19 protein-coding genes and 1 pseudogene are annotated in these 18,338 nt (G+C 66.7%); 11 read left to right on the top strand and 9 right to left on the bottom strand.

The window, feature by feature from the left end:
- Both GV792_RS12300 and GV792_RS12295 read left to right on the top strand, forming a co-directional pair.
- Positions 1–1,249 (top strand): annotated as a pseudogene (locus tag GV792_RS12300) (hypothetical protein); the annotation flags it as partial.
- A gap of 284 nt (positions 1,250–1,533) precedes the next feature.
- Positions 1,534–3,099 (top strand): alpha/beta hydrolase, encoded by a 1,566-nt coding sequence (locus GV792_RS12295; RefSeq protein WP_256671707.1) that lies wholly within the window; start codon positions 1,534–1,536, stop codon positions 3,097–3,099.
- Positions 3,100–3,126: 27 nt separating this feature from the next.
- Here the strand turns inward: GV792_RS12295 and GV792_RS12290 are convergent, their stop codons facing one another.
- Entirely contained in the window at positions 3,127–4,005 is an 879-nt protein-coding gene (locus tag GV792_RS12290; protein ID WP_163824191.1) for a sigma-70 family RNA polymerase sigma factor, read from the bottom strand.
- Positions 4,006–4,296: 291 nt separating this feature from the next.
- On the opposite strand from GV792_RS12290, the gene GV792_RS12285 reads away from it, so the two are divergent.
- The 5 genes from GV792_RS12285 to GV792_RS12265 all read left to right on the top strand — a co-directional run bounded on the left by GV792_RS12285 (position 4,297) and on the right by GV792_RS12265 (position 7,881).
- Positions 4,297–5,466, top strand: a complete 1,170-nt coding sequence (locus tag GV792_RS12285) for a serine hydrolase domain-containing protein (RefSeq protein ID WP_163824190.1) — start codon at positions 4,297–4,299, stop codon at positions 5,464–5,466.
- Between the two features lie 39 nt (positions 5,467–5,505).
- Positions 5,506–5,934, top strand: coding sequence for a DoxX family protein (locus tag GV792_RS12280; RefSeq protein WP_163824189.1), 429 nt, complete (start codon positions 5,506–5,508; stop codon positions 5,932–5,934).
- 25 nt (positions 5,935–5,959) lie between these two features.
- On the top strand, positions 5,960–6,475 hold the full coding sequence (locus tag GV792_RS12275; RefSeq protein ID WP_163824188.1) for a carboxymuconolactone decarboxylase family protein: 516 nt from the start codon (positions 5,960–5,962) through the stop codon (positions 6,473–6,475).
- A gap of 230 nt (positions 6,476–6,705) precedes the next feature.
- Complete coding sequence (locus GV792_RS12270) at positions 6,706–7,587, top strand: hypothetical protein (protein ID WP_163824187.1); 882 nt, start codon at positions 6,706–6,708, stop codon at positions 7,585–7,587.
- 81 nt (positions 7,588–7,668) lie between these two features.
- On the top strand, positions 7,669–7,881 hold the full coding sequence (locus GV792_RS12265; RefSeq protein WP_163824186.1) for a helix-hairpin-helix domain-containing protein: 213 nt from the start codon (positions 7,669–7,671) through the stop codon (positions 7,879–7,881).
- 16 nt (positions 7,882–7,897) lie between these two features.
- Here GV792_RS12265 and GV792_RS12260 read toward each other — a convergent pair whose 3' ends face one another.
- Complete coding sequence (locus tag GV792_RS12260; RefSeq protein WP_163824185.1) at positions 7,898–8,929, bottom strand: alpha/beta hydrolase; 1,032 nt, start codon at positions 8,927–8,929, stop codon at positions 7,898–7,900.
- 126 nt (positions 8,930–9,055) lie between these two features.
- Positions 9,056–9,820 carry a hypothetical protein gene (locus GV792_RS12255; protein ID WP_175584266.1) on the bottom strand — a complete coding sequence of 255 codons (765 nt, stop codon included), beginning with the start codon at positions 9,818–9,820 and terminating at the stop codon, positions 9,056–9,058.
- A 143-nt stretch (positions 9,821–9,963) separates the two neighbouring features.
- Here GV792_RS12255 and GV792_RS12250 point away from each other — a divergent pair, with 143 nt between their 5' ends.
- Both GV792_RS12250 and GV792_RS12245 read left to right on the top strand, forming a co-directional pair.
- Positions 9,964–10,509, top strand: a complete 546-nt coding sequence (locus tag GV792_RS12250; protein WP_309138700.1) for a GNAT family N-acetyltransferase — start codon at positions 9,964–9,966, stop codon at positions 10,507–10,509.
- Positions 10,510–10,601: 92 nt separating this feature from the next.
- Entirely contained in the window at positions 10,602–11,090 is a 489-nt protein-coding gene (locus GV792_RS12245; RefSeq protein WP_163824184.1) for an FBP domain-containing protein, read from the top strand.
- Between the two features lie 216 nt (positions 11,091–11,306).
- Here GV792_RS12245 and GV792_RS12240 read toward each other — a convergent pair whose 3' ends face one another.
- Positions 11,307–11,843 (bottom strand): MarR family transcriptional regulator, encoded by a 537-nt coding sequence (locus tag GV792_RS12240; RefSeq protein ID WP_256670505.1) that lies wholly within the window; start codon positions 11,841–11,843, stop codon positions 11,307–11,309.
- Positions 11,844–11,916: 73 nt separating this feature from the next.
- On the opposite strand from GV792_RS12240, the gene GV792_RS12235 reads away from it, so the two are divergent.
- A complete protein-coding gene (locus GV792_RS12235; RefSeq protein ID WP_163824183.1) occupies positions 11,917–12,366 on the top strand; it encodes a MarR family winged helix-turn-helix transcriptional regulator in 450 nt (149 codons plus the stop codon).
- 122 nt (positions 12,367–12,488) lie between these two features.
- Here GV792_RS12235 and GV792_RS12230 read toward each other — a convergent pair whose 3' ends face one another.
- From GV792_RS12230 to GV792_RS12210, 5 genes are all read right to left on the bottom strand, one after another.
- Positions 12,489–13,433 (bottom strand): glycine betaine ABC transporter substrate-binding protein, encoded by a 945-nt coding sequence (locus GV792_RS12230; RefSeq protein ID WP_309139102.1) that lies wholly within the window; start codon positions 13,431–13,433, stop codon positions 12,489–12,491.
- A 140-nt stretch (positions 13,434–13,573) separates the two neighbouring features.
- Positions 13,574–14,350, bottom strand: coding sequence for an ABC transporter permease (locus tag GV792_RS12225; protein WP_375154372.1), 777 nt, complete (start codon positions 14,348–14,350; stop codon positions 13,574–13,576).
- An 8-nt stretch (positions 14,351–14,358) separates the two neighbouring features.
- Positions 14,359–15,531, bottom strand: a complete 1,173-nt coding sequence (locus GV792_RS12220) for an ABC transporter ATP-binding protein (protein ID WP_163824181.1) — start codon at positions 15,529–15,531, stop codon at positions 14,359–14,361.
- A complete protein-coding gene (locus GV792_RS12215; RefSeq protein ID WP_163824220.1) occupies positions 15,524–16,174 on the bottom strand; it encodes an ABC transporter permease in 651 nt (216 codons plus the stop codon). The genes GV792_RS12220 and GV792_RS12215 overlap by 8 nt, the downstream gene beginning before the upstream one ends.
- Before the next feature lie 102 nt (positions 16,175–16,276).
- The gene (locus tag GV792_RS12210) at positions 16,277–16,756 is read right to left on the bottom strand and encodes a MarR family winged helix-turn-helix transcriptional regulator (RefSeq protein ID WP_163824180.1); all 480 of its coding nucleotides are present in this window, start codon (positions 16,754–16,756) and stop codon (positions 16,277–16,279) included.
- Between the two features lie 75 nt (positions 16,757–16,831).
- On the opposite strand from GV792_RS12210, the gene GV792_RS12205 reads away from it, so the two are divergent.
- Positions 16,832–18,274 carry an MFS transporter gene (locus tag GV792_RS12205; protein WP_163824179.1) on the top strand — a complete coding sequence of 481 codons (1,443 nt, stop codon included), beginning with the start codon at positions 16,832–16,834 and terminating at the stop codon, positions 18,272–18,274.
- The last annotated feature ends 64 nt before the right edge of the window (positions 18,275–18,338 follow it).

The raw sequence follows: 18,338 nt of genomic DNA, 5'->3' as shown, positions 1-18,338 counted from the left end.
GGGTGGTGGTTCCTCACATGAGGGCAACGGTGGGCGAGGTGGCGAGGGTGGAAACGGCGGCAACCCGGCCGGGGCCGGTGCCGTTGGCGGCAACAGCTCCGGACCCGAAACGTGCGGCGGATGTCTGCACACCACGCACGGCGAAGCAGGCGCGTCTGGTGGGAGTACGCCGCCGTATGCGCCCGGCGGCGCCGGTGGCGGGGGTGGTGGCGGCTATCAGGCAGGCAAGGGCGGCAAGCTCGGCAGCGGACAGAACCTGAACGGTGGCGGCGACGGCGGTGGCGGCGGACTGTCCCACGTCGACGAGAGTCGAGTGCGCGACTTCACCTTCAGCGCCAGCACAGAAGCTGGCAACGGGTCGGTGATCATCACGACCGGAAAGATCGGCTACCAGACCTTCGAGTACCGCGGCCACACCGAATTCTTCTGCGTTCCTTCGGGTGTCACGTCGGTGACCGTCGATGCGGTCGGCGGAGGCGGCGGGCATTTCGGCGATACCGGAATCGGTGGCGCCGGTGGGGGCGTGACGGCGACGGTCGCGGTGACTCCGGGGACCGAGTTGGCCGTGACTGTCGGGCAGTGGGGCCACGACAACGGCGGATTCGGTGACGGCCACGGCGGCAGGCACGGGACGGCCCCTGGCTCGGGCGCGGCCTCCGGCGCCGGGGGCGGTGGGTCCACCGCGGTCGAGTCGACGATGAGCGCATGCGGCGTCCACGCCCCGGTGGGTAAGCGCTACCTGGTCGTGGCCGGTGGTGGTGGCGGTGCCGGTGGTAACAGCGGTGCGAGCGACGGTGCGGGCGGTGATGGCGGCGCGGGCGGAAACCCGGCCCACGACGGCAACAGCGGCGACGCCAATACCGATGTCACCGACGGCGGCTCCGGCGGCTGCGGCGGGCGCCCACCCGGCCGTGGATGCAACAGCTCCAAGCACGGTGGGCATGGCACGGACGCCCCGGCGAGCAGCTCCCAAGGCGGAGCCGGTGGTGGCGGCGGTGGCGGATACAACGGCGGCGGCCGTGGGCACGGCGCGAGCTTCCTGAGTGGCTCGGGCGGCGGTGGTGGTGGCGGCGGGGGACGCTCCTTCGCCGAATCCGGTGCGACGGACGTCCGCTATTACCAGGGGACTTCGGGCACCGGAAAATCCAATGGCGTAGTCCACCTCACCTGGCAGACCCTTCCCGGGGAGACGGAGATGCCGTGCACGGGTTCGTTCTGTCCGGGTGGCGGATCGTCGTCGGGTTCGTAGGCTCCGTTCGGCCGCCCGCTGCGCGGTGAACGCCCGTGTGCTCCGGCGCCGGCTGTGCCGTCGGAGGACGCTGTCGAAGGCGGGGAGCAGTCACGGAGTCGTTGACCCGTGTTGCGGCTCAGGATCGACGCTTACCGCGATGTCTCGACAGGTACAGATCTCTGTGCGAGCGCGTCGGGGTTCCCGGCCGTGACGAAGACCGCAATGGCGGTGTCGTCGAAGTGTGACAGGATCACCTGGTTCGGTGATCGGGTGCACAGGAGGGCTTTTCGTTGGTTCTGAGGTTGGGAACCAACAGTTCTCGCTGGATTCGGACCGCGGCTTCCGCGCTGGTGGTCGCGATCGGCGTACTGGGTACACCCGCACCGGCTTCGGCGGAGCCGCACGCCGATCCTTTCATCGACCGGCTGGCCGAAGGGGCGCGAACACCTGCGCTGCACTGGGCCGACTGCGCGGAGGGATTCCAATGCTCCTCGGCGCAGGTGCCCTTGGACTACAACCAGCCAGGCGGCGAGCAGATCGAATTGGCGGTGATCAAGCTGCCCGCGTCCGATCCCGAGCGGCGGATCGGAACTCTGTTCGTCAACTTCGGTGGGCCGGGTCCGTCTGGGGTGGACCGGCTGCGGGAGCGGGGTCGATGGCCCTGGTTGTTCTCGGAGGAATTGCGGGCGCGGTTCGATGTGGTTTCCTGGGATCCGCGTGGGGTCGGGCAGAGTGCGCCGGTGAACTGCTTCGCGAATGAAGACGAGCAGGTGGGATTCCTCGGGTCCATGCCCGAACTGCCGACCTCGGCGGGGGATGAGGCCGAATTCTTCGCCTGGTCCAAGGATTTTGCTGATCGGTGCCGCCAGCATGCGGGGCCTATCCTGGATCACACTTCCACCGCTGATACCGCGCGCGACCTCGACCTGCTGCGCCGTGCGGTCGGCGATGAGAAGCTCACTTATCACGGCATTTCGTACGGAACACAGGTCGGCGCGATCTACGCGAATATGTTCCCGAGCCGGGTGCGGGCAATGGCGTTCGACGGGTCGATGGACTTCGAAGGCAATGTCAATGGTCATGGGACGCAAGGTGCGACGGTTCCGCTCGATGCGCGCCAGAACGTCGCCGCCGGGATCGCCGCCACCTTCGACGCCTTCCTGCGGCAGTGTTCGGAAGCCGGACCGCGGTGTGCGTTCTCCGCGGGGGACCCGAAGCTCACGTGGATCGCGTTGGCGGAACGTGCGCGACTGGCCCCGATCCGGCTCGACGGGCAGGCATGGACGTACGCCTCGGTAGTCGGTGCCGCAGCGAGTCTGTCGCAGTCGTCGAATTACCCGGATCTCGCGGTACTGCTGCAGCGGCTGTTCGAGGCGGGCACCACCGTGCCCGGCCTGCTACCCGTGGCACGGGATAGGTCGTATTCGGGGAATCGCACCGAGGCGTACCACGCGATCCAATGCAGTGACAGCGCGGTCCCGACCGACCCCGGCGTGTACAGCGGTGCGGCCGTAGCGGAGGACCAGCGGGTGCCGTACTTCGGGCGAGTCGCCGTGTTCAGCAGCGCCACCTGCGCGTTCTGGCAGGGCCGCGACGCCGATCGGTACACCGGGCCCTGGAACCGTCGCACCGCCGCGCCGATCCTGGTGCTCAACACCAGGTACGACCCGGCGACACCGATGGCAGGTGCGTACGCCGGAGCCGCGCAGCTGGCCGACGCGCAGGTGGTGGTGATCGAGGGTGCGGGCCACAGCAGCATGTATGTGCCGAGCAGTTGCGCCGAGCAGGTCAAACGGGACTATCTGTTCACCGGGCAGCTGCCACCGAAGAACACCGGGTGCTCCATCGACAAGTCGCCGTTCGACTGATCCGGCGGTGGCCCACACCGACTGGCCCTATCCGAGAACAGCGGTCAAATCCAGCCCGGCAAGACGCTCTCGATCGGACAGAATGTCGATCGCGGAAATGCGGTCCCCCACGACGGTGAAGCTCATGATCGAGAAGGGCGCACCGTCGATGGTGTTGACGAGCCCGGCGCCGCCGTTGATGACCGCGGGGTGCGTGATGCACAGGGTGGCCATGCGGCGGAACGTCTCGGCCTGTCCGGCGACGAGGGTGCGTCCGCGGATGACGCGCAGGTCGCCTGTATCGGCCCTCAACACGACGTCGGGGTCGAGGATGCGCACCAATTCGTCGAATTCCCCATCGCGGGCGGCCGCGAGGAAAGCGTCCACGACGCGACGCTGACGGGGCAGGTCGGTATCAGGGGACGGCACTTCGCCCTGGATGCGGCGGCGGGCCTGGCTGGCCAGCTTCTTGGCGGTCTGCGGCGTACGGTCGACGATCGGAGCGATCTGCTCGTAGGGCACGGCGAACATATCGTGCAGCACGAAGGCCAGCCGCTCGGCGGGACTCAGTGAATCCAACACCACCAGCAACGCCAGCCCCACCGAATCGGCAAGCAGCGCTTCGTGTTCCGGATCAGGTCCGGACGGAGCGCCGACCACCGGATCGGGCAGGTTCTCGATCTCCAGCGGCTCTTCCTGCCGGACCTTACGCGTGCGCAGCATGTCCAAGCAGACCCGTCCGACCACTGTGGTCAACCAGCCGCCGAGATTGCCGACATCGGAGGTGTCGGTGCGTGCCAGGCGAAGCCACGCCTCCTGCACCGCGTCATCGGCGTCGGTGACCGAGCCGAGCATCCGATACGCGACCGACCGCAGGTGTGTGCGGTGCTCCTCGAACCGGTCCGCCAGGAATTGCTCATCGTTCACCGGGTCCTCCTCTGGATCAATCCTTCATACCGATGACGAACCGGCGACGGCAAACGTGACCGTACTGCTCGCGTGCGCCCATCCCACGGGCCCGGCCTCGCTCGGCCATCGAACCGGCGCGGCGGGACCGACGGCGCACAAGTCAGCACTCCAATCCGGTCCGTAACCCTGTTCACCTGCGGCTTTGCGTCTTGCGGTCACGTTTCTCGGCGGCCGTACGTCAGTGCACCAGAAGACGATCCGCAGCGGCTACCGCAACTCGAACCCCGGCCGCCACCGAAGGGAAACACCATGAGCAAGATCGAGGTCCATGGCACCGTCGCCGAAGGTTTCGAGCAGGTGCGCGAGGAGTTCATCGCCGCTGTCGAGGAGGAGAACGAGCAGTCCGGTGCCCAGTTGGCCGCCTACCTTGGTGGGCGGCAGGTCGTCGATCTGTGGTCGGGGCCCGAGGTCACCGGCACCACGCTGACCGGGCTGCACTCGTCGAGCAAAGGCGCCGCGGGCTTGGTGATGGCGATGCTGATCCAGGACGGCGTCCTCGATATCGACCGCACCGTCGCCCATTACTGGCCGGAGTTCGGCACGGCGGGCAAGGAGCACATCACTGTCCGCGATGTGCTGGTGCACCGGTCCGGAATCGTCGGCGCGGGTGGCGGATTCACCGTCGCCGAACTCGCTGACGAACGAGTCGTCGCCGAACGATTGGTCGGGCAGCGACCCTACTTCGCACCGCGCACCGCGCACGGGTACGGCGGGTTCGTCATGTACGCGATCCTCGGCGAAGTGGTGCGCGCGGTCACCGGAAGCACGGTGCAGCAGCTGTTCGAACAGCGGATCCGTGCGCCATACGGGCTGGATGTGTACCTCGGCCTGCCGGAGGAACTGGACCACCGCTACCTGCCCATCTTGCCGTGGCATGCGATCCCCGAGAGGGAAGCGGCCTTCGCGGCGAATTCACCCAACCCCAACGGGATGGCGGGAATCTCCTACAACCTCAATGCCCGTGGGTTCACCGCCGCGGATGTGATGGCACTGCCCAACGATAGGCAGCTGCGCCGGCTCGGCCAGGCCTCGGCCGGCGGCGTGGGCAGTGCGCACGGATTGGCGCGAATGTACGCGGCGGCGGTATCGGGGGTCGACGGCCGACCACCTTTGTTGTCGCTCGGCACCATCGAGGTGATCTCGGAAATCCATTCCAGCGGGACAGATTTGGTACGCGGCCAAGCGCCCTATTCGCTCGGCTTCGAAGCCAAGGGATTGCTTTACCAGTTCCTCGGCGTGCACGCCTTCGGACACGCGGGATCGGCGGGTTCGGACGGATTCGTCGACCCGCACAGCGCGCTCACCTATGGGTACACCCGCCGCCGGGCGGCTTTCGCCTTCAATGCGCCGGAGAACGCCCGATTGGCTGCCGCCGTCCATCGCGCTGCCGCCGACGTCAGGCAGACGCTCGCCGCCTGACTCACAACCCAGCTCAACGCCTCAACAGGAGTACAAGACATGACTACTCGCAGCACCCGTGCGCTGAAGCTCGCACGTTGGATTCCCGTCACCGCAGTGCTGGCCGAAACCGCGGTCGGCTCGTACTGGGACCTCGCCCGGATCTCTTACGTCCGTGAAGCATTCGATCATCTCGGCTACCCGATGTACTTCGCCACAGTGCTCGGTACCGCCAAAGCCGCCGCGCTCGCCGCGATCCTCACCCCCGGGCATCCGCGGACAAAGGAGTGGGCCTACGCCGGCCTGGTCTTCGTCTACGGCGGTGCCGCCGCCTCGCATATCGCGGTCGGTGACGGTGCCGATAAGTGGGCCATGCCCGCCATGTTCGCCGCGTGCGCACTGGCGGCTCGCGCCTGGCTGCCACAGGGCGATACCGCTGCCGCGATGCAGAAGTTCGCCGCCTCCGGACGTCGTCCCCAATACGTCTGATCAACCCTGAGAGAAGGAAGAAATCATGTCGAACAACTCGACCGCCACGCAGGAGCGCACCGAATCCCGGCTGCGCAATCCACAGCAGCTCGTTCCCGAACTCGCAGAAGTCGGAGCGGCGCTGTTCAAGGCCACCGGAAACGGGACCGTTCCCAGAACCACGATCAGCCTGGTCCAGCTGCGGATAGGGCAGATCGTCGGCAGCACCTACCTCGTCGCTCTGCACACGGGCAATCTCCGCGCCGCCGGGGAATCCGAGGAACGCATCGCCGCCGTGGCCACCTGGCAGGACGCCCCGTATTTCACCGCCGCCGAGTGTGCGGCCCTCGCGCTCGCGGAAGCCATCGCACAGCCCTCGCCGCACGGCGAGCGGGTGTCGGATGAGCTGTACGCCCGCGCCGCCGAGCACTACAACGACAAGGCCATTGCCACCCTCGCGATGGCCATCGGCCAAGTGAACTTCTTCGTGGCGCTGGCTGTGATCGGCAAGCCGCTGCCCGGCCGCCCGCCCGCCGAGCAGTGGACGCCCGTCGCGGACTGACCATCAGGTGGAGGTCTCGGCCGCGGATGGAGTTGGCCACTCCGTCCGCGGCGGCAGCCTGTCGTGGCCACTTTCCGCGTTCGGCATCGCTGCGCAGAGTCGCACTGGCGCACCACCGTGCTGCCACGGAGGGTTCCGCGGTGTTCACACGGACGCGCACGATGGTGGTCCGGACATACGTTTCCCGTGCCGGCCGAAAAGGTCGGCGATATCGAACGAAACGGAATGTCATGCCCATCGGAATCGAAGAGTACGAATACGACGATCTCGTCCGCTACCGGGACAACAAGGCCCGCGATATGGAGAAGTATGAGTCCGCGTGGGAGGAAGCGGCCAGGGAGCGGGCTCGGCTCAACGGTCTGATCGGTGAGTATCCGGAACTGCGTGATGAGCTAGAGGACGACATCGAGAGGTTACGTGCTGCCCAGAATGCCGCATCGTGGAACTACATGATGGCCAAGGATGCGTTCGACGCATATGACGCCGAATTGAAACGCCGCGAGGAAAACATGCTGATGCCGCTCGGGCCCGGCGACGATCCTCCAGCGGAACCGACGTTGATGCCGTTCAGCGAGCCGTCGCCGCTGAAGAAGCTGGCCGCAACGGCCGCGGCTCTTGGAGCCATCGCTGCCACGTTGGTGGTGGGCACAATGTTGATCACCGGCGGATCCGATGAATCGCCGGCGGCTGCCTCGGGCGGCGACACATGCGTCACGGCTCCGGTCGAGCAGAAGCCGTCCGGTATGCAGATGCAGCCCGGGCACGGGCCGCAACCCGGGGTGGCGGATGCACCGCGGGGACGGCCCGTAGATGCTCCACAGTCGCCGCCGTCGGGTGCGCCGATGCCGGGCAATGGGCCCGAACCGTGGGTCGCACCCGGACCCGTTCCCCAGGGCGCGGTGGTTCAGCCGCGGGTCGCACCGGTCCCCGAGGGCACGATGATGCAGCCGCGGACGGGTACGGGGCCGGCACCTGAAGACCGTGCCATTCAGCCACAGGTCGCGCCTGCTCCCCGAGGCGTCGTGGTGCAGCCGCAGGTTGCGCCTGCTCCCCAGGGCATTGTGGTGCAGCCACAGAGTGTGCCCGGCCCCATTCTTGGTGGCGAGAAATAGATCGCGGCTCGGTACCCGGGTCGATACGGCTACGCAGCCGGCTTCCACATCACTGTCGGAGGCCGGTCGTAGTCTGTGCCGGTGACGACTCGGGCTCAGGAATCCGGCGACCTACCCACCTCGATCGGCAAGCCTGCCACTCGAGCGTTGCACGGCGCAGGCATCACCACCCTCGCCGAACTCGCCACCCACACCCGCGCCGAACTCTTGGCCCTGCACGGGTTCGGCCCCAAGGCTGCCCGCGTTCTCGACGAGGCGCTTCAGAACCACGGGATATCGTTCGCGGGCGAGTGAATGAGCCACGCGGCGATCACGCCGGTAATTGGAGCCCGCGCGCCAGTACCGGCCACGAGTGGATGAGCGCGTCGCGCCAGTAACCCCAGGAATGGGTGCCGACCGGGGGGAAGTCGACGGTGGCGGGGATACCGAGTTGGTCGAGGCGGGCGGCGAGATTGTGGGAGCAGTAGTTGGTAGCCGCTTCGATGAGGCCGCCGATCGCGACCTGGTTGGCCAGGCCGTCGATACCGGGGAGAGCGTAGGGACCGTTGAGGGTGTCGTATGGGCCGGGCAGGCCGGTGCCGGAGGAGATGAAGAGTTCGAGGCCACGTAGGCCTTCGGCGTTGACGTACGGGTCGTTCTCCACCCAGAGCGGGTCGTTCGGCGGGCCGTACATGTTCTCGACGTTGCCGCCGCCCCACACCTCGACACTGAGCCGGACGGCTTCGCGTCCGAAGGGGTCGCTGGTCTGCGCGCAGCCGCTATACGCAGCGGCGGCTCGGTACAGACCGGGTGCGGCGATGGGCAGGTTCAGCACCGAGGTGCCCGACGTGGACAGACCGGCAATCGCGTTCAGACCATTGGTGCCGAGGGCAGCATCGATCAGTGGTGGCAGTTCCCGGGTGAGGAACGTTTTCCATTCGTTGACCCCCAGCACGGGGTCGGGGGCGCGCCAGTCGGTGTAGTAGCTCCACGCGCCGCCGATCGGCTGGACGACGTTGACGTCCTTGTCGCCGAGGAAGGTCAGCGCGTCCGGTGCACGGTTCACCCAGTTCGCCGTGCCTTCGCCGCCGTCGGCGCCGTTGAGCAGATACAGCACCGGGCGGGGTTGGCTCGCGTCACGCGGCCGCTGCACCGAGACGGAGATCTCGCGTCCCATCGCGGTGGAGTACACCTGCAATTTCACATTGCGGTCGTCTGCGATGCGGACCCCGGTGATCCGCGATCCGTTCGGTGCGACAGGGCTGGCGAGCAGGGCGCCGGAGCTGACGATCGGATCGTTGGACGGCGCCGCTTGCGCGCTGACCGGGGCAATCGCCGCCATGGCTGCCAGGCAGCCGGTCATGACGATAGTTCGGATTCGTAGCTTCACTGATTTCCCGCCTGTTCGTGGTCGGTGCATCCGTGGTGCTCGGTCGGTCCTGTGTCGGGACGTTACCGAACCACGGCGTTCCACCGCAGGCGGTTGCGGTCAGTTCGCTGTGGCGGCGAAATAGGCGGTGCGCACGTCGACCATCGTGGGCGGCGGGAACTCCGGTTCGCCCGCCCCGAGCTCACCCATGGCGACCTGCCAGGTGTCCGAGGACTTGTCGATCGAAGTGCGGGCGTCGGCGGCCTGCAATACGACCTCGGAGCCGCCCGTGCAGGAATACGCGCCGACCATGCCATCGGACCGGCCGCCCCACGCTCCGCCGACGCGGATCCGGCAGTGCCGTCCATCGGCGAGTTCGAGGGCCCAGGGTTCGGGCGCCTCGGTGGCGTCGATGGGCTCGAGCGGCGGGTCGACGGTGTAGCGGCGGAGTTCACGCTTCCACGGGTCGTTGGCGCACAGCAGTTCGTTCATCGCCGGCGTCGGCCAGCAGACATCGGCGGCGTCGGCGGAAGCGCCGCAGTGGTAGATGTTCGCGGTGGTGGCCGAGAAGCTCGCGGTGGCGTCGCGGCAGTTGAGGGTGCCGAAGGGGTCGGGGCTGGTCACGGTGAACCCGTCGGTGGGCTTGCCCGCGGCATCGACGGCGGTCAGGGAGATGACTTCGGTCGCTGAGTCGGAAGCCGTGGTGGTCTGGGCTGTGGTCGCAGACGGACTCGTGCTGTCCGGCGCCGACTGGGCCGCCGGTCCCGCCTGGGTCGTGGTGGCCAGCTGGGTGGCGGGCCCGGTGTCGTCGCTGGACGATCCGCAGCCGGTCAGTGTCAGCGTGAGCGCCGCACCGAGCACCGATATCGACCTGGCGAACGCCATGAGCCACCGCCTTTGTCAGTGGATACCTGTGCCGCCCGAGTGTAACCACACAGCTGTGCTGATCTGTCGATTTCGCGTGGCCTGCGCACACAGGGCGCTGAGTATCGTCGGCAGCGAACAGAACTCGTGAAAGGCATGCGATTGTGAGATTGGTCGACGCCCTCCCTCGTGACCGGCACGGCGTACGGGTCCGGCAATTGCGTCACGCCGACGCCGAAGCGTTCGCGCGCGGGGCCGAGGACGAGGATGTGAAACGGTATGGGCATCTGCCGCTTCCGGAGTACACCCCCGGGATCGTGCGCGAACAGATCGACGGTGTGATCGCCGACGGACTGGCCGACGGTTCGCTGGCGGTGCTCGCTATCGCCGACGCCGCGACCGACGAACTGCTCGGCAGCATCGTGGTGTTCGATGTGCGCGGTGACCGCGCCGAGGCCGGGTTCTGGTTGGCGCCGTGGGGACGCGGTCGCGGTGCGGTGCCCGCAGCGGTGTCCGCGGTCGCTTCGGCTGCGCGAGATGTGGGGATCACGATGCTGGAAGCGCGTACGGTCCCGGAGAACGCCGCCTCGTGCCGTGCCCTGGTGAAGGCGGGATTCGTGCAGGTGGGCGAGCCGAAGGAGACGGCAACCCCGTCGGGACAACTTCTCGTCGCGCTGAGCTTCGAACGACCGGTGACCAGCACCGACTGACACCGCTCGGTGTGAAAACCGGTTGTCCGTCGCGGTGCGGTCCCCTAACGTCTCTTCGGTTTGTCGATCAACGACCCGAAGGGAGCGCCACCATGCAACCCATCACCGAACGCGACATCAGGTCGTCGTTCATCAACTGTTCCAAAGGAGAAGCCAAGCGATTACCCGTCCCTCGCGACCTGGACCAGCGGCCATGGGACGATCTCGATTTTCTCGGCTGGAGCGACCCGTCGTTTCCCGGACGCTGCTATTTCGTCGCGCCCGGTGACGATCGGCTCGTCGGCGTCGCGTTCCGCTATGAGACCGGTGGATCCGGCCGCGCCCAGATGTGCACGATCTGCCTCACCACGCACACCGGCGGCGGCGTCTCGCTGCTGACCGCGCACAAGGCGGGTGAATCGGGCCGGCGCGGTAATTCGGTCGGCACCTACATGTGCACCGATCTGGCGTGCTCGCTGTATGCGCGCGGCAAGAAGCGGCCCGCCCTCGGCAGTCGCTATCGCGAGGACCTCAGCACCGAGGAAAAGATCGAACGAGTCCGAGAGAACTTGAGCGCGTTCATCTCCCGGCTCTCCAGCTGATCAATCCATGACCGACACGACGTCGAAGGAGGTAGATGCCATGGGCCGACATCAGAGAACCAGTCCGCCGCATCCCGAGTTCTGAAGCTTTACAACAGAACTCGGGATGCACAGGATTGCTCTTCGGTCGAGAAGGTCTGGATGAACGGGCCGTGTCGTTCGTAGGGAAGTCCTCGGGAGCAGGCGGCTCTCATCTGTGGGCTGAGGGAGATCGGCTCAATTGCCGGACGGCGCCGCGCCATTCTCCAGGTTGACGGTCATGCGTTGCAGCACGTCCATCATCTGCGTGAACTCCTCGGCGCTGACGTCCTGGGCCATGAGGTCGCGCAGGCTGCCGACCTCCGTCGCCGCGGCCGCGTGGGCATCATGTCCGGCGGCGGTCAACGTGTACCGCCCATCGGCATCGCGGTTGATCCAGCCACGGGCCGACAAGCTGTCGACCACGCCGGAAACCTTCTCGCCGTTGGCTTCCCAGAATGGGCGCAGAGCATCGGTGAGCTGGATTTCGTCGACTGGGCGGCGGCTGATGACGTTGAGCGTTTGCCATTCACGGCGGTTCAGTCCGGCGTTGCCGAGCAGTCGATCGAAGGTGGTCTCGATCAGCTGATCCAGTCGTTTGAGTCGGAAGCCGATCATGCGGTCCTGATCGGAGCCGGAGGACGCCGGGGGAGTGGTGGTCGAACTCGATTCCGGGGGTGGCGATGCGCAGGCCGTGAGTGTGAGTACGGCCAAAGCGCAGAGCAGGTAGCGCATGAGGAGCCTCTTTCCGTAGGTTGGCGATTTAGTTGTCATATTACAACCGGATGTATGGAGCTACCATTTCGCTATGAACGACGTAGAGCGAGTCGAACGCGCCATGGTGGAGATCCGCCGCCGTCAGACCCGCCGCACCCTGGCCCCTCAGGGTGAACCCGCAGGCCAGGCCTTCGACGTCCTCGACGTGGTCGCGGCGACCACTCAACCCACCGTCTCCACCGTCGCCGACGCCCTCGCCGTCGACCGCCCCCGCGCCAGCCGCCTCGTCGCCGCCGCTGTCGACGCCGGCTACATCGAACGCATCGCCGACCAATCCGACGGCCGCCGCTCCCTACTCGCGGTAACCCCCACCGGCCGTTCCGCTCTTCACTCCGCCCACCAACGCCGCATCGACGCCTTCACCTCCGCCATGCACACCTGGACGGCGCCCGAACGCACCCAATTCGCTGACCTACTCACCCGATTCGTCGCGGGAATGCAGAGGAAGGGGGCCGGTACATCTGGCGGTGACCAGGCTTGATCGAGTTGTCGGCGTCGCGCCGCCCAGGCGCGAATGCAACTGGAGCCCATGGCACCGCGCGCGACCGACATGTGAGGTGTGCAGCGCAACCGGCAACTGAAAGGCACCGCCCAGGTAAGCGATCACCCCTCGGTGACGAATCCCTCGGCGACCAGCCAGTCGCGGGCGACCTCTGAGGGTTCGCGGCCGTCGACATCGACCTGGCGGTTGAGCTCGGTGATGGTTTCGTTGGTGAGGAGGGCGGAGATGGTTTCCATGACGGTGATGACTTCGGGGTGGGCTTCGGCGAAATCGCGGCGCATGACCAGAGCCGCGTTGTAGGTGGGGAAGAAGTGCTGATCGTCGTCGAGGAGGATGAGGCCGAGGGAGGGGATGCGACCGTCGGTGGCGGCGACGGAGCCGAAACTGCATTGGCGACCGTCGGCGACGGAGGTGTAGACGAGGGCGTCCTGGACGAGGCGCTTGGGTACGGCGTCGTTATCGATACCGTATTTGCGTGCCATACCAGGGAATCCGTCCTGGCGGACATTGAATTCGGTCCCCACGCAGGTGGGCGCCCGGCCCGGGTCGGTGGCGACCAGGCGGGCATAGTCGGACAGGGTGCGCACACCCGTTTCGGCGGCGGTGGCCGCATTGGTGACCAGCGCGTAGGTGTTGTTCATCGGTGCCATGGCTGCCCAGGCGATGTCGTGGTCGGTCAGGTCGGCGTCGCGGACGGCGTCGAACTGGGCGAGCTCACCTGGGACGGGGGTCTCGTTGCCGAGATAGTTCATCCAGCCCGTGCCGGTGTAGTCGTAGGCGATATCGATCTGGCCGTGCAGCTGCGCGTCGCGCAGGCTGTTCGAGCCTTGGATATTGGTCAGGTCCCGCACGTCGGCGCCGGCCGCGACCATGGCGAATTCGATGAGATAGCCGAGAATGTTCTGCTCGGTGAAGTCCTTGGACCCCACCGTGATCGGCACGCCCTTCAGCGCGGGAACGGGTTGAATACTGCCGGGGCCGACCCGCAGTGGCACCGCGCTCCCCGCTTCCAGTCCGCAGCCGGTGATCAGCAGCAGTACAGCCACCACCAGCAGCGTCAGCCGAGCAGGCGCGGCGCCGGCGGACCGGTGTAATCTGCCTGTATATACCGTCGGCTGTCCGCGATATGCAGAACCCGCCCACGCGGCCGGACGCCCAGGGGTATCCGGTGATGCGAGGCGGGCGCTCATCGCAACCCCCGTGGCCCGAGGAATTCTTCGGCAAGCGCACCCAGCCAGTCGACCAGCAGCGCGAGGGCGACCGCGAGGACCGCACCGACGACGAGAGTTACGTTGTCGCGCAACTTGTAGCCGGTATCGATGAGGATGCCGAGGCCACCGGCACTCACCAGGAACGACAAGGTCGCGGTGCCGACCGCGAGCACAAGTGAGGTCCGTAGACCGGCCAGGATATAGGGCACGGCGAGCGGGAATTCGATGCGGCGCAATACCGTCAGCGTCGACATGCCCTGCCCGCGACCGGCATCGATGATCGTTCTATCCACCTGTTGATAGCCGAGAATCGTGTTGCGCAGCACCGGAAGTAGCGAATAGAAGGCGATCGGGGCCACGCCGATCCAGAACCCGGTGGTCTTGGTGACCAGATAGAACAGCACGATCAGGCCGATGGCGGGGGCGGCGGCGCCGATATTCGCGATACCGACGAAGAACGGTGCCAGCTTCCGGTAGCGCGGCCGCGACAACAGCGTGCCCAGTGGGACCGCCAGCGCCACCACGATCAACACCACCGTCGCCGTGATCAGTACATGCTGCCAGGTCACCTTCGCGATATTCGACGCATTGAGACCGGCTTGCTGGGTGATCGTCAGGTCACGGTTGAATGCCCAGATCAGCACGCCTGCGGCCAGTATCACCACCAGCGCCGGCTGGACCAACAGCCGCAGTCGCTCGGCCCGTCGTTGAGTCGCGGGGGAGGTCGGGCGTCCGGCCACGGATGTGGTCACCGATGCAGTCACGGCCGGCGACCTCCAGCCATCCCGGGCGCGTGCGCGGCCCGCATCTGCGACAGGTGCCCGACCAGCGTGTCGATGGTGATCAGCCCGGCGTACTCACCGCGTCGCCCGGTGACCACCGCCGTCGCCGTACTGTCCGCGAGCAGCGCTTCGAGCGCATCCTGCAAGGTCGATTGCAGCGAAACCAGTTGGCCTACCGGACTTCCCACGCCGTGCAACGAATCCGTGTGCACGAGCTGCGTGGCCGACACCCAGCGCACCGGGCGTTGCTGCTGGTCCAGGATGAGCGCCAACGGCCAGTCGCGGCCGCCCAGTTCGTGGCGCAGCCGGTCGACCCGCTCGTCCTCGGCCGCGGTCGGGCAGGAGCCGAGGTCCACATCGCGGACCCTGGTGAGGGTGAGCTGTTTGAGCGAAGCGTCGGCGCCGACGAATCCGGCGACGGTGTCGTCGGCCGGATCGGCAAGGATCGCTGCCGGAGTATCGTATTGCAGGATGCGGGACCGATTGCCCAGCACCGCGATTCGATCACCGAGTTTGACGGCCTCGGTGAAATCGTGGGTGACGAAAACGATCGTCTTGCGCAGTTCCGATTGCAACCGCATCAGCTCGTCCTGCAACAGCCCACGCGTGATCGGATCGACCGCGCCGAATGGTTCGTCCATCAACAGCACCGGCGGATCGGCCGCCAGCGCCCGTGCCACCCCGACCCGCTGTTGCTGGCCGCCGGAGAGCTGGCGCGGATACCGGCTGCGGTAGGTATCCGGATCAAGTCCAACCAGGTCGAGCATTTCGTCGGTACGTGCCGCGATCCGCTTACGGTCCCAGCCGATCAGACCAGGCACGGTCGCGATGTTCCTGGCGACGGTCATATGCGGGAACAGCCCGGCCTGCTGGATGGAATAGCCGATCCCGCGGCGCAAGTGGTCGGGATCAATGGACAGCGCGTCCTTGCCGCCAATGGTGATGGTGCCCGAGGTCGGTTCGATCAACCGGTTGATCATCCGCATGGTCGTGGTCTTACCGCAGCCCGACGGCCCGACCAGGACGACGATCTCGCCGGCCGGGATTGTCATGCTGACATTGTCAACCGCCGGTTGCTGCTGGTCGCCATAGCGTTTGGTGACCGAGTCGAGGACGATCTCGACGCCGGACACGGGTTCGGAGTCAGACACGGATCCCTTTCGACGTGGTGAATCGGCCGAGGAGCAGCAGCAGGCCGTCCAGCACCAGCGCCAACACCACGATGAGTACGGTGCCGGTCAGGGCCTGTGGCACCGCGTTCGGCGTGCCGAGCCTGGACAGGCCGGACAGGATCAGGTTGCCGAGCCCCGGCCCTTTGGCGTAGGCCGCGATGGCGAGGATGCCCATGAGCATCTGGGTGCTGATGCGGATTCCGGTGAGGATGGCAGGCCAGGCCAGCGGAAGTTCGATGCGGGCCAGCACCCGCAGCCGGTTCATTCCGACCCCGCGAGCCGCGTCGGTGATCGCCGGGTCGACCGCGGCGAGCCCGACGATGGTGTTTCGCAGGATCGGCAGCAACGCGTAGAGCACCATCGCGGTGATGGTCGGTGCGACACCGAGTCCGAGCAGCGGAATCAGCAAGCCGAGCAGTGCGAATGAGGGAATCGTGAGAATGGTGCTCGCCGCGGCGGTGGCCACCGACGACCCCAGTGGACTGCGATAAACAACGACACCGATCGCCACTGCGACGATCGCACCAAGCACCACCGATTGCACGACGGCAGATACATGCAGGTAGGAGTCGGTGAGCAGCTGGTGCCGCCGGTTCACCACGAAAGTCCACAGCGTGTCCAGAGTTTCCGCCTCCCCGAATCCCTCGGCGTCGCGGTCAGTGTATCGACCGGGCCGTGCGCCGCGCGGTATTCGACGGTCTCGGTGCGTGATTCGCGTGTGCGGTCAGGAGCTGGGCCGCGGCCAGGGATTGCCTTCGAGGCGTTCCACCGACTGGTTGAACCGGCTGATGAGCTGGTGTAACTGCTCGACGTCCGCGGCGGGCCAATCGGCGACCACTCGGCCGATGCCGTCGCGGCCGACGGTGCGGTCGGCGTCGAGCAGTTCCCGGCCCTTGTCGCTCGGACGGACTTTGCGGGCTACGCCACCATCCGGATCGGGTACGCGCTCGACCAACCCTTGATCGAGCATCGCACCGACCTGCCGGTTCACCGTCGAGATGTCCAGGCGCAGGGCTTCGGCCAGTTCGCGCAGGCTCAACGGGCAGCCGAGGTCGAGCCGGGTCAGGATCAGAAACGCCGAACGGTCCAGCTGAAAGCGGGGATGGCGCGACGCGGGGGTGTGGCGGGACAGCAGGGTCAGCTCGAACGACAGCCCTGACAGCGGCTTTTCCGCCGCCGAACCGAAATCACCCGAATCGGACATGGCCACCACTATGTCGCGCGTGTCACGCGAAATCCAAATTGTGCACCATACACATAATATGTATCGTACACATTCATGACCGCTGTAGCCGACGTGTCGTCGAACACGACCGACAACCGGCGCACACCCGCGCCCGCTGTCCTCATTGCGACACTCTCGACGGTGGGTGTCGTCGTCTCGCTGATGCAGACGCTGGTCATCCCGATCATTCCGTCGCTGCCGACCTACCTGGACACCTCCGCGTCCAACGCGGCCTGGGTCGTCACCGCGACGCTGCTGGCCGGTGCGATATCCACCCCGATCAGCGGCCGGCTCGGCGATATGTTCGGCAAGCGCCGGGTGCTGTTCGTGAATCTGGGTGCCGTGATCATCGGATCGATCATCTGTGCGCTGTCCACCGCGCTGCTCCCGGCAATCATCGGCCGCTCACTGCAAGGTATGGCGGTCGGTGCGATTCCGCTCGGCATCAGCATCATTCGCGATGAGCTACCACCGGAGCGGGTGGGTGCGGCCATGGCGACCATCAGCGCGACGCTCGGTGTCGGCGGTGCGATCGGGATGCCGTTCTCGGCCTTCGTCGCGCAGAACGCCGACTGGCATGTGCTGTTCTGGATTTCGGCCGGTCTCGGCCTGCTCTGCTTGGTCGCGGTGATCGCTTTCGTACCGGAGTCGCCGGTACGCACACCCGGACGTTTCGATTTCGGCGGCGCGGCGGGGCTGTCGATCGCCCTGCTGGCCTTGCTGATCGCGATCAGCAAGGGTGCCGACTGGGGTTGGGGTAGTGCCTCGATCCTGAGCCTGTTCGCCGTCTCGGTGCTGGTGTTCCTCGGCTGGGGTGCGTTCGAGTTGCGTCAGCGTTCGCCACTGGTGGATTTGCGGGTGTCGGCGCGGCCGCGGGTGCTGTTCACCAATATCGCGTCGGTGGCGGTCGGATTCGCGCTCTACGGTATGTCGCTTACCTTCCCGCAGCTGCTGATGGCGCCGGAGGCGACCGGATACGGCTTCGGGCTGTCCATGGTGCAGGCGGGTCTGGCGATGGCACCCGGCGGGCTGGTGATGATGCTGTTGTCGCCGGTGTCTGCGCGGCTATCGGCCGCGCGCGGGCCGAAGTTCACCCTGGCCGTCGGGTCGGCCGTCATCGGCATCGGCTATCTGTGCGCATTGGTGATGATGAACAGCGTGTGGCAGATCGCCCTTGCCGGAGTGATCGTTGCCGGGGGTGTCGGTCTGGCCTACGCCGCGATGCCCGCACTGATCATGGGCGCGGTGCCGATCAGCGAGACCGCCGCGGCAAATGGTCTCAACTCGCTGATGCGCTCTATCGGAACCTCCACGTCGGCGGCGGTGATGAGTGTGGTGCTGGCCAATATGACCATCACGCTGGCAGGGCACTCGCTGCCCGCACGCGATGGCTTCCATACCGCGTTCCTCATCTCGGTGGCGGCTGCGGTCGTGGCGATCGTGTTGACCGCCCTGATCCCGATGGGGAACAAGGCGAAGGCCGAGGTCTCCACATAGCGCACAGACCGACCGAACGTGTTGGCGGCGGGGCTGTTCGGGCCCGCCGCCGACGCGTTCGGTC

Origin of the sequence: Nocardia cyriacigeorgica (assembly GCF_010868145.1) — a bacterium.
Classification (GTDB): Bacteria; Actinomycetota; Actinomycetes; order Mycobacteriales; family Mycobacteriaceae; genus Nocardia; species Nocardia cyriacigeorgica_D.
This window is presented reverse-complemented; position numbering and strand designations above follow the sequence as displayed.